This window comes from Autumnicola musiva (assembly GCF_031846585.1).
GTDB classification, from domain to species: Bacteria; Bacteroidota; Bacteroidia; order Flavobacteriales; family Flavobacteriaceae; genus Autumnicola; species Autumnicola musiva.
Map to the genome: position 1 here is coordinate 244,427 of NZ_JAVRHK010000004.1, position 11,600 is coordinate 256,026.

The 11,600-nt window shown below is 40.4% G+C and carries 8 protein-coding genes; all 8 read left to right on the forward strand.

Translation table 11 applies throughout. The features are described from left to right. The first annotated feature begins 13 nt into the window (after positions 1-13). The gene (locus tag RM539_RS08095; protein WP_311502881.1) at positions 14-1,774 is read left to right on the forward strand and encodes a RagB/SusD family nutrient uptake outer membrane protein; all 1,761 of its coding nucleotides are present in this window, start codon (positions 14-16) and stop codon (positions 1,772-1,774) included. 69 nt (positions 1,775-1,843) lie between these two features. After that, positions 1,844-2,845 carry a DUF5627 domain-containing protein gene (locus RM539_RS08100; protein WP_311502882.1) on the forward strand — a complete coding sequence of 334 codons (1,002 nt, stop codon included), beginning with the start codon at positions 1,844-1,846 and terminating at the stop codon, positions 2,843-2,845. 43 nt (positions 2,846-2,888) lie between these two features. Then, positions 2,889-5,021: an endo-1,4-beta-xylanase gene (locus tag RM539_RS08105; RefSeq protein ID WP_311502883.1), complete on the forward strand. Its 2,133-nt coding sequence runs from the start codon at positions 2,889-2,891 to the stop codon at positions 5,019-5,021. Between the two features lie 106 nt (positions 5,022-5,127). Beyond that, positions 5,128-5,700, forward strand: a complete 573-nt coding sequence (locus tag RM539_RS08110; protein ID WP_311502884.1) for an endo-1,4-beta-xylanase — start codon at positions 5,128-5,130, stop codon at positions 5,698-5,700. Between the two features lie 198 nt (positions 5,701-5,898). Continuing rightward, positions 5,899-7,059 carry an endo-1,4-beta-xylanase gene (locus tag RM539_RS08115; protein WP_311502885.1) on the forward strand — a complete coding sequence of 387 codons (1,161 nt, stop codon included), beginning with the start codon at positions 5,899-5,901 and terminating at the stop codon, positions 7,057-7,059. A gap of 197 nt (positions 7,060-7,256) precedes the next feature. Continuing rightward, entirely contained in the window at positions 7,257-8,873 is a 1,617-nt protein-coding gene (locus RM539_RS08120; RefSeq protein ID WP_311502886.1) for a glycoside hydrolase, read from the forward strand. A gap of 275 nt (positions 8,874-9,148) precedes the next feature. Beyond that, entirely contained in the window at positions 9,149-9,361 is a 213-nt protein-coding gene (locus tag RM539_RS20080; RefSeq protein WP_432264617.1) for a hypothetical protein, read from the forward strand. 668 nt (positions 9,362-10,029) lie between these two features. Next, a complete protein-coding gene (locus RM539_RS08125; RefSeq protein ID WP_311502887.1) occupies positions 10,030-11,478 on the forward strand; it encodes a PKD domain-containing protein in 1,449 nt (482 codons plus the stop codon). Positions 11,479-11,600: the final 122 nt, after the last annotated feature.

Genomic DNA, 11,600 nt, shown 5'->3' on the forward strand with positions numbered 1-11,600 from the left:
TAATTTAAGAATAATGAAAAGAAATATAATAATACTTTTGGCCAGTTTATTTGTTTTTACGAACTGCGAAGATAATTTTGAGCCTAATATTGAGAATTTTAAAGATCTTGATACGATGTACGCTGATCAGAAATATGCAATGGGGATATTAACAACTGCATACCGATATTTACCTGATGGTTACCCAAATATTGAATACGCAACGGACGATGCTGTAACAAATGAAAGGGGGCATCGATATTTGGAAATGGCTACAGGTTCTTGGACAGCACAAGATAATCCTATCGATATGTGGGTAGCTGGATATGGTGCAATTCAATATTTAAATATTTTTTTAGAAAGAAGTGATGATATTGTTTGGGCTGAGGATCCTGAAGTTTCAGAACTGCTCAAGCAGCGGATGAGAGGCGAAGCCTACGGTTTGAGGGGTATATTCTTGTATTATATTTTAAGGAACCATGCGGGCTATTCACCTGGTGGAGAATTGTTAGGCGTTCCTATTTTAACGGAATTTCAAGATGCAAATGCAGACTTTAATACTTCTCGTCCTACCTTTCAGGAAACTGTAAATCAAATTATGGATGATTTAAATAAAGCTATTGATTACCTTCCTCTAGTGTATGATAATAGTGCATCTATGGAAGAAATACCGGATAAATTTGAAGATGACGTAACTACTGTCAGTTCTTATAATAGGGCAATGGGTAATTTTTTCAGACAAAGAGTTGATGGTCTTATAGCTATGGCGTTTCGTTCAAAAGTTGCTATGCTGTCAGCAAGTCCAGCTTTTCAAGAGGGATCGACTCTTGGATGGAGAGATGCAGCAATTTACTCAGCTGATGTTTTAAATTATATCGGTGGCGTTGCGGGATTGGCGCCTAATGGACATACTTATTATACCAATACGGCTGAACTTGATGGTCTGCAAGAAGGTATTAACCCTGCTGAAATTTTGTGGCGCACAAATATTTCAACAACCGGATCGGCCCAGGAAGAGACCCACTTACCGCCATCATTGTTTGGAAATGGTAGAATGAATCCTACGCAGAACCTGATTGAGGTATTTCCGATGAGTGATGGTTATCCTATTACTCACCCATTGAGTAGCTATGATCCTACTGATCCTTTTGTAAATAGAGATCCCCGTTTATCAAACTATATAGTTTACAATGGTAGCACCCTTGGGGTAAACAATATGCAGATCCTTACCGGAAGTGCTTCTGGAACTGATGACGCTATTAATAATCTTGAAACTTCAACCCGCACGGGATATTATATGAAAAAGCGGCTGAGACTAGATATTAACTTTAATAATGCTGATGGTTCATGGCAAGGTAAAATCACTTATGTCCCACGCGTTCGTTTTACTGAAATATTTCTCAATTATGCCGAGGCGGCAAATGAAGCATATGGCCCTACCGGAACCGCACCAAACTCAAATTATTCAGCTATTGATGTGATTAGAGCGATTAGAGAGAGAGCTCTTGGGGTTACAAGTGATCCATACCTTGATGAAGCTTCCAACTCAAAGGAAATGATGCGTGAACTAATCCGAAATGAAAGAAGGCTTGAACTTAGTTTTGAAGGTTTCCGCTTTTGGGATTTACGCAGGTGGGAAGCTGACTTGAATGTAACTGCTGAAGGGTACGATGCTAGTACTGGACAAATTTTCGATGTTGAGCCGCGAACTTATGCGGATCATATGAACTATGGTCCCATTCCCTTTAGTGAAGTTTTAAAGTATAACAATCTTATTCAGAATAGAGGTTGGTAGTAGAAATATTTAATTATTAAGGATATGAATATAAATAGAGCTTTATTAATATTTTTTGCAGCTGGATTTTTGTCCTCCTGCCACAATGATGAAATCGATTTCCCGGATTACGATTACACCAGTGTTTATTTTGCAAGTCAGTATCCCCTAAGAACCTTGGAGTTGGGAGATGACCCGCTGGTCGACCTTACGCTAGACAAACAGCATAAGGTAAGGATTACAGCTACTATGGGAGGTGTATATTCAAACACAGAAGATAGAATTATAGATTTTGTAGTAGATGAATCATTAACTGATGGAATTTCCTTTGCGGACGGTTCAGATTTGGACCCTTTGCCAAGAGAATATTACGACTTACTGAACGATGAAATTGTTATTGAGGCAGGTAGTATCCTTGGGGGAGTGGAGGTTCAATTAACTCCAGCCTTTTTTGAAGACTCACTTTCGATAAACAAACATTATGTTATACCCCTGTTGATGACAGATGAAGGGAATACAGATCTAACAAAGATAGATAGCATCCTTTCAGGTAGACCTGCCGTAGAGAATCCAAATCGTTTTGTTAGTTCTGACTGGGAAATTGTTCCAAAGAATTATGTGCTATATGGTATTAAGTATGTTAATCCATGGCATGGTATTTACCTAAGGAGAGGAGAGGATCAGATTTCAGATGGTTCTACCACTGTAACAGATGTTCGACGTGAAGAATATGTGGAATATGATGAGGTTGTTCATGTTTCTACTGTCTCCTATACAGAAGCTTCACTTCCTTTAACCATTTATGAGGACGATGACTTAACCACACGTGCTAACATCGAGTTGCTATTATCATTTGATGAAAACAACGGTGTTACAATATCGAGCAATTCTCCTTCCTATACCGCTACTGGTACTGGCATGTTTGTTACTGATGGAGAGGAAAACAGCGTAGGTGGTCTGGACAGAGATGCTTTGTACCTGGATTATACTGTAGAGCTAACCGATTTAGGTTATACCTATTCTACTAAGGACACATTAGTTCTTAGAAATAGAGGAATAGTTCCTGAGTACTTCAACGTGACACTCGAGTAGGATATAATGTACAGTTTATTGAATTTAAAAAAAGAGAATAATCATGAAAATATTTAATAAAAAATGCATAGTTTTTTTTGTTTCAGCAGTGGCTTTGTTTTCCTGTACAAAATTAGATGAGGAAGTTGGCCCAAGGTTGGAACTAGAGAAGCCGGCTAGCGTAGTTGTTGACGAAATGTTAAGCACTTATGACGTACTTAAATCTTATGCTAATACATTCATATTAGGAGCAAATGCGTCCTCAAATGATCTTTCTAATTTCAACATGGCTACGCTATTATCGACCAATTTTGAACAAGTAACACCTTTAACAGCGCTTAATTCAAATGTTATATTGGCAAATGATGGAGCTTTCGACTTCACTGCTATTAATAGCTATGTTAACACTGCGTTGGAAAAGGGACTTTCCGTTTATGGTGACGCCATTATTTCAAATTTAAACCAAAATGATACATTTTTAGAAACCATTGCCGCTCCATTGACTTACTCGACTCCTCTGTATCCCAATCTAGTAAATCTTAATTCCATTGAGGATGGAACCTTTAACGGTTGGGAGGTAAATGGTGATGTTTCAGTGGAAGATTATATGGGGGAGCCTTCTGTGAAAATAGTGAACGGTGCATCGGTAACTACCACTGATGCAACTTCTTTACAATCTCCTGTTTACACAGTGGATGAAAATGCAAGATTTGAATTGACTTTCTATTTGCTGTCAACGCAGGTCGGAGAAGGAAGAGTTATTTTTAGTGGGTTGGATAACAATGAGCCGGAAATGGATTGGACAGGAGATGATTCCAGCAGTGCCACTTTTACAACCAGAACTGGGTGGAATAAGATTCAGGTTCAAATTGATGATTTCGACGATAGTGGAGAGTTTTCATTTAAGATTGAGCTGGGATACACCCCTGATGTCACTTACTTCATGAATGTACAAGGGCTTTCTTTAATCAACTTAAACGGCTTAGTGGAAAATCCGGATGAGATTTTTCTGGAGGCTGAAGATGCACAGCAAATCGGCCAGTGGATGGTATCAGAAACAGGAGATGAAACAAGCATTTCTGGTGGAGAAACTTTGGTGGGGATTATAAATGGTGACATAGAGGCTGATGATACAGGTGGTGGACTTCCATCAGATCCTAATAACGAGGATCTTCAGTTTACTTATACCTTTGATGTTAAAACCTCAGGTACATATAATTTGTGGCTTAGGCAAAAAGCATATGCAGCGAATGGTGGAGGTGACTCTTTCTTTTTGAGTGTGGATGGCGCTACATATTTTGTTCCGGGATGGCCAGGATGGGGAGATAAATCAAATACCACTAATTGGACATGGATACAGCTTTATACCGGTGAAGGTAATACATTTTATTTAGAGGAAGGAGAACATACTGTTTCATTTAGAATTCGCGAAGGGGGTCATTATTTTGATAGAATTTATTTTACAATGACCTCAAATGAGCCATCAGGTTTTGGGTCTCCTGTTATTTCACAAAGTGAAGTAACCCTGGAGGTTTCTGATAACGTACGCATAACTGCTGTGGAAAAAGTACTAGAGGATTATGTAACCCATGTCTTAGATAGCCTAGGTGATAATATTAATGCCTGGACCGTTGTGAAGGATCCTTTTGCTGAAGATGGAAATGTTGCGGTAAGTGGGGGAGAAGATGTCGAAGGCTCATATTATTGGGCTGATTATATTGGCGCAGATTATATTGCCCAGGCGTTTAGCACTGCAAAGGCAAATGCTCCTGAGGGAACTAAGTTGTTTATAAGTGAAACTAATTTAAATACAAACCCTGACAAACTTGATGCCATAACCAGTACTGTTACTGACAATTTAGATATTGATGGCGTGGCTGTAAGTCTGAATTTGGATCTTGAGTCCGGTTTGGTTGGGTTAGGAGATATGTTTGATGCTTTGGCTGAAACCGGAAAACTTATTTACATCACTGACTTAAGAGTTGTGGTTTCCGAGCATACCTCTCAGGAGTATGCGTTACAGTCAGAAGTTTACCAGGAAGTGGTTGATTTATACCAATCAAAGGTTCCGGCTGCACAACAATATGGGATTTCACTATCTGCGCCCGTTAGTGACAATGCTGGTTTATGGAATTCGAACTATAACAGAAAACATCCGTATGCTGGTTTCGCTATAGGTTTGAGTACTCAGGATTAATCAGGTAATTCATTAATATAAAGTACCTTATAATGTAGGTGCCAGTTTTTGCCATCTTTGAATTTGGAGTTGGAGGTTTTACGGAAAATGACCGACCTATTATCACATGAAGCTACTTAGGCTTTATATTAATGTATCGGAAGGCTGGGAGGAGTATACTTTGCAGACAACGATTACCAAGGAGGACTGTTCGCAACTGATTATTAGCTATGGTGATTTTGCAGGAACGGTTTATATTGATGACGTAACGCTATCGCGTGTAAACCCCGATGCCGGGGGTGTTATAGAGAAAACACCTGAAGAAAAGGAGGAGATCATTACCGCCGAAATGGAAAGATGGATATCTGGAATGATGAACGTCGCAGGTTATGTTCATGCCTGGGATGTAGTAAATGAGCCCATGGATGACGGAAATCCTTTTGAACTTAAAACAGGTGTTGGAAAAGAGTTAAGGACCGACCATTTCTGTTGGCAGGATTATTTAGGAAAGGATTATGCAGTTAAGGCCTTTAAATTGGCACGTGAATATGGTGATCCCGAAGACCTACTCTTCATCAATGACTATAACCTGGAATACAATCTGGACAAAACCCGTGGTATAATTGATTATGTAGAGTATATAGAAGGCCAGGGAGCTACGGTAGATGGAATTGGCACCCAGATGGCTCTGGGGGAATAAGAGGTGAGGCTTTTGCAAAAGGGTTGATCCGTTAGTTATGGAGCGGTAGGCGTGATGGCAACCTGGGAACACTTACTGGCAGATGAGCATGCATTGTGAATGCCAATGTCCCAGGAATGACCTCAAATAATCATGGAAGATAAACTTCCTTATTACCACCGGTCAATTGATAAGGTAGGATAAATAAAATAACGATTTATGTTAATCAAAAGAAAATTATTAACACTTGGCTTTTGTTTAGTTGTGAGCTTAACCTTTGGAAACATTCCAGATACTGCAACCCTTGATTCCGTTAAGGCTGAGAGTGCAACAGTGGTAAGCTTGAAAAGAGCTTTTCAGGACAAATTTTTTATAGGTACCGCTTTAAATACCAGACAGATAATGGGTGGGGAACCGGAAGCGATTGAGGTGGTAAGTGAGCACTTCAATTCTATAGTTGCTGAAAACTGTATGAAGAGTGCTTTGGTTCAACCACGGGAAGGAGAATTTAATTTTGCGATAGCTGATGAATTTGTTGAATTCGGGGAACGCAATAATATGCATATTCACGGACATACTCTTATATGGCATTCCCAGGCACCAAATTGGTTTTTTGAAGATGAAAATGGAAGTATGGTTTCAAGAGAAATTCTTATTGAACGAATGAAAAATCATATTCATACTGTGGTAACACGTTATAAGGGTCGGGTGCATTCCTGGGATGTGGTAAATGAAGCCATCGAAGATGACGGAAGTTACCGGGAAAGCAAATTTTATGAAATTCTTGGGGAGGACTTTATAAAACTGGCTTTTCAATTTGCGCATGAAGCCGATCCTGCTGCTGAGCTTTACTATAACGACTATTCCATGGCTAATCCCGGAAAACGTGAAGGAGTGGTAAAAATGGTCAAAAAGCTTCAACAGGAAAACGTTCCTGTACACGGAATAGGAATGCAGGGACATATAGGACTAAATCATCCGGATATTGTTGAATTTGAAAAAAGTCTGAAAGCCTACGGAATGCTTGGACAAGTAATGATCACGGAATTAGATCTTAGCGTATTACCTTCGCCCTGGGGCGATGCAGGTGCAGAGATTTCAGATAATTATGAATATGAAGATAAAATGAACCCATTTCCGGATGGCCTATCTGAAGGAGTAGAGCAACAATTTAATGAAAGGTATTTGGAGTTTTTTGAACTTTTTTTAAAGTATGAGGAAGTGATTTCACGGGTGGGTTTGTGGGGAGTTAATGACGGAAATTCCTGGAAGAACAATTGGCCGGTAAGGGGAAGAACTGATTATCCTTTGTTATTTGACCGCCAAAATAATCCGAAAACAGTGGTTCAGAATCTCATTAATTTGGCTTCAGAAGAATAAAGCGTATAGAAAAATGTAGAATTTAAAAACGAAAAATATCATCTTGGCGATAATCCTATTTGCTGCGGGAAATAGCTTTTCCTCATTTTCAGCTAAATGGTTTTAGCAGGTTAGATATGCCAAACAATGGGATCTCTTGATAAGAGATGTTTAAGGGAATTAAAATAGAATAAGAACCATATTAAAATTATATAGTTATGGGTAAGATGAAGAAAATAAAGTGGTTAGTTTTATGCCTGATTTTAGTTGGGTCTCAATTTATCATATCTTGTGCTAAAGATGACGAGGTTGCAAACACTGCACAACTTAATTGGAATCTGGATAGTGTAGCAACCGGGGACTTGCCTGCTAATGGAGGCACGATCAGCTTGGATGTTAACTGGGCGTATACCGAATGGATTATCAGAGTTGAGGAGGTGTTGGAAGGCGAAGATTTCATAGAAAGTATTTCTCCAAGAGTAGCAGGGAGTGAAAGTGCTGGTAGCACTAATACCACCGTTAGTATACGCTACAAAGAAAACACAAATTATGAAAAAAATGTAATTAGAATAAGCCTGGAAGCAAGTGACGGAAGTGGTGAAAAATTCCAAAGAACACTTTCCCAGGCCGGAAAGGAGCTTGTTCCGATCAGTCTTGATATAAATAAGGATTTTACCTATCAAACAATATCTGGGTTTGGTGGTGCTAACATGATGTGGGGAACAGACTTTCTGAATTCCAATGAAATCGAACTGGCATTTGGTACGGGAGAAGGAGAGCTGGGCTTATCGATTTACCGTGTACGATTGTCTCCAGTAAGGGAAGATTGGCCTGCAGTGGTAGAGACGGTGAAGGAAGCAAAAAATTACGGAGCTACCATTATTGCATCTCCGTGGTCTCCTCCTGCTGCTTTGAAGAGCAATAATAGTCTGGTAGGAGGAGAACTGTTAGAAGAGAATTATGCAGCTTATGCCAACTACCTTAACGACTTTGTGCAATTTATGGCCGGTCAGGGAGCTGCAGTGGATGTGGTATCCATTCAGAATGAACCGGATATTGAGGTAGGCTACGAATCCAGCGACTGGACAGCGGACGAGGTATATGATTTTATCAAAAACCATGGCGGCACGATTCAAGGAGCACGGTTGACTGCTGCGGAATCATTTAACTTCAATCAATCCTATACGGATCAAATCCTCAATGATCCTGAGGCTTTGGCCAATTTGGATATTGTATCGGGTCATATTTATGGAGGAGGCCTGGCGCCTTATCCTTTGGCCGAGGAAAAAGATGTAGAAGTGTGGATGACGGAATACCTCATGAACCAAAACAGTGGATCAGATATCAATAATTGGAACAGGGAAGAAGCTGCCATCTGGGAAGAATCCATGAACATGGTTGAAACTATCCATGGCGCTATGGTTTCCAACTGGAATGCCTATATCTGGTGGTACATCAGACGGTATTATTCTTTCCTCGGAGACGGTGAACAGGGAACTACAAGGGGGGAGACGCTGAGACGAGGTGATGCAATGGCACAATATGCCAAACATGTCAGACCCGGCTACACCAGAATATCCGCTGGTTTGAGTGAACCTAGAGATGTAAATATCACTGCCTACTCAGGGGAAGGAAAGATTGTGGTAGTTTTGATCAATAAGGAGGAAAGCAGTATACCTGGCATTGAATTGGAGCTGCAGGAAGGTTTTAATTCTGTCGAGGCTACTACTACATCCTTAAATCACAGGCAAAGTGAACTAGATGTGACAATAGAAGACCGAGTAGCTTCACTCAACATTCCCGCAAGGAGCGTTACCACTGTCGTAATGGAGTAGTGATGGGGGTTATTAAGGAACCGTCTGTTTGGCTTTTGAATGGCAGTGGGGTATAAATTGGATGAAAGGTGTAAAATGACAAGATTATCTAATTTTTAAAACCCTGAAAATGGGGATTATATCCTTGTTTATCATTCTTAATGCCGGATTTAATTCTGGTCTTGCCCAGGAGGCTGTAATAACCTGTCCTGATGAAGACGTTAGACTGGAGTTTATCTCGAAGCCGGAAAGCCAACTTATTCAATTTTGTATAAGAACAGCTCTGCCGTATTTTCATCACTGTCGAGATCACGGATGAAGATGGCTTAACAGTACCGACCTCCAATAATAGTATTCATTTTGAAATTGAGGGGTCGGGGGAAATAGTCGCTACAGACAAACATGAACGCAATTCCTTCAACGGCAAAGCTTTGGTCATTGTGCGGCCGATTTGGGGTGAACCTGGGAAAATGGCTAAGAACCTTATCCCACCCATTAAATGCTTCTGAAGTAGATATTCAGACTATATTAGAATAATAATTAAAAGAACCAAAAACTCAGTCAATCAAATCCTATTTTAAATTCTTAAGAGTTAAAGAAAGAGTATGAACTTTAATTTTTCTTGAAAACCATGACAACTTTTTTCTTTATTCTAATCAAAGTAATATCTCTGATATGCATTCAATACTACGTTTCTTTTGTAACAGATTTCCGCAGGATCTCGGTCTTTTTTGTCGACCCTCAATTATAGCACCGGTGGGTCTCTTGCTGGTCACGTTCACCTTTTTGGGATTTAGTGGACTACAAGCCCCAATGGCTCAAGGTGAGGAAAAATGGGTAGGCCATGGAGTACAGCTCCGCGACTGGTAGAACCTCGTAATATGCCTCCTGATCTAGGATTGAGTAATAATACACTGCGGCAGATAATAAGGGATTCGGTGGGGGGTGTAGCCTTCGGATGCGGTTTTCTTATACGGCTTCATCTTTATAGAAGTTATTTTTGTCGGCTTAAAAAGGTGATGCAAAGAGTGACATCAAAATAAATCCTGGTCCAAAGACAGAGTGGTCGTGAGATCAACTATTAGCACTTCAAAATGAGAAAAAAGATCGTCGTTTGACTACTATATTAATTCATAAATTTTCTTTAATATTTATTCATATTCAAAAATCAGTAATTATGAAATCACTTTACCTAAATTTTAAATTCTTAATGATCCTTGCTTTATCGGCAATGGTTTTCACTTCGTGTAGCGAGGACGATGTAGAACCGGAACCTGCAGCAGTTTATACTTTTGAAGCTGATGAGCTGACAGTAACCTTTGCCAACAACTCTGCAAATGCTCATACTTACGTGTGGGATTTCGACGATGGCGAAACATCTAACCAGATACACCCGACCCACACTTATTCTGAAGGTGGAATTTACACAGTTGAGTTAACTGCCACAGGTGATGGTGGATCTGATGTGGTAACTCATGAGGTGACAGTGGTAGCGCCAGTGCCGTCGCCAACAGCAGATTTCACTGTTGACGCAGATGACCTGACAGTGACTTTTACCAATACTTCAGAAAATGCGGTTTCCTATGCCTGGGATTTTGGCGATGGGAACACCTCAACTGAAGAGAATCCAACCCATACTTATGCAGCAGAGGGAACTTATACAGTAGTTCTAACCACCACGGGTGAAGATGGAACAGAAGTGGAATCGACCCAGGAGGTAACTGTTGAAGCGACAGAACCAACAGCAGAATACACATTTGAAGTAGATGGTCTAACAGCCACTTTTACCAATACTTCAGAAAATGCGGTTTCCTATGCCTGGGATTTTGGCGATGGGAACACCTCAACTGAAGAGAATCCAACTCATACTTATGCAGCAGAGGGAACTTATACAGTAATTCTGACCACCACGGGTGAAGATGGAACAGAAGTGGAATCGACCCAGGAGGTAACTGTTGAAGCGACAGAAACAGGGGAGGACCCAACAATTTATTTTGTAACAAGTTCAAATGAGGAAGAGCAGATTGAATGGTTGGAGTCTCAGGGTTTCAATGTTATAGTTGGGAGCGGATTCAATGAAAGCGTAATAAATTCAGCTGATTTGGTCATTATCGGACGCTCAAATCCCTCTTGGAGTATTAATAAAGCAGACTATAATAATCTGACTACTCCGTTAATCCTGAACTCGCCATGGGGAGCAAGATCTACTGTTTTGAACTGGTTTGACGATGACCGTATTGACAGATATACCCCTGAGAGTTTAATTCATGCGCTGATTCAGGAGCCGGGAGATGAAGCTTTCGAAGGTGTGACAATTGGTGGTGATGATTTACTTCCTTGGTCCACCACACCAGCTGATGATTTTCTTTATATTAATACCGAATCCAATGGAGACGTATTAGCAGTAACCGGCCCCGGTGCGGCTGAAATCACGGATGGTGGAGCCGTGTTGTTTGTGCGATTTGATGCAGGAGAAGAGTTTTATGAGGGAGCTGGTGATTCAGCTGCCGGACCTAAAACCTACTTCGGTTTTGGCGGTGAAGATGGTGAAACCTTGCACTTCTTCCCACTTACTGAGGAGGCAAAACAGGTTTACCTTAATGAAATCAATAGATTAATTGAATAGTGAAAGACTATCCGGCCCTCAGCTCAGGCTCAGGGACGGTAGAACAAAATCTTTTAATTAGACTTCGAATATTAACAAGAAGCCGTCTCATTTACCAAAGTGGGACGGTTTTTTCGGAAAAA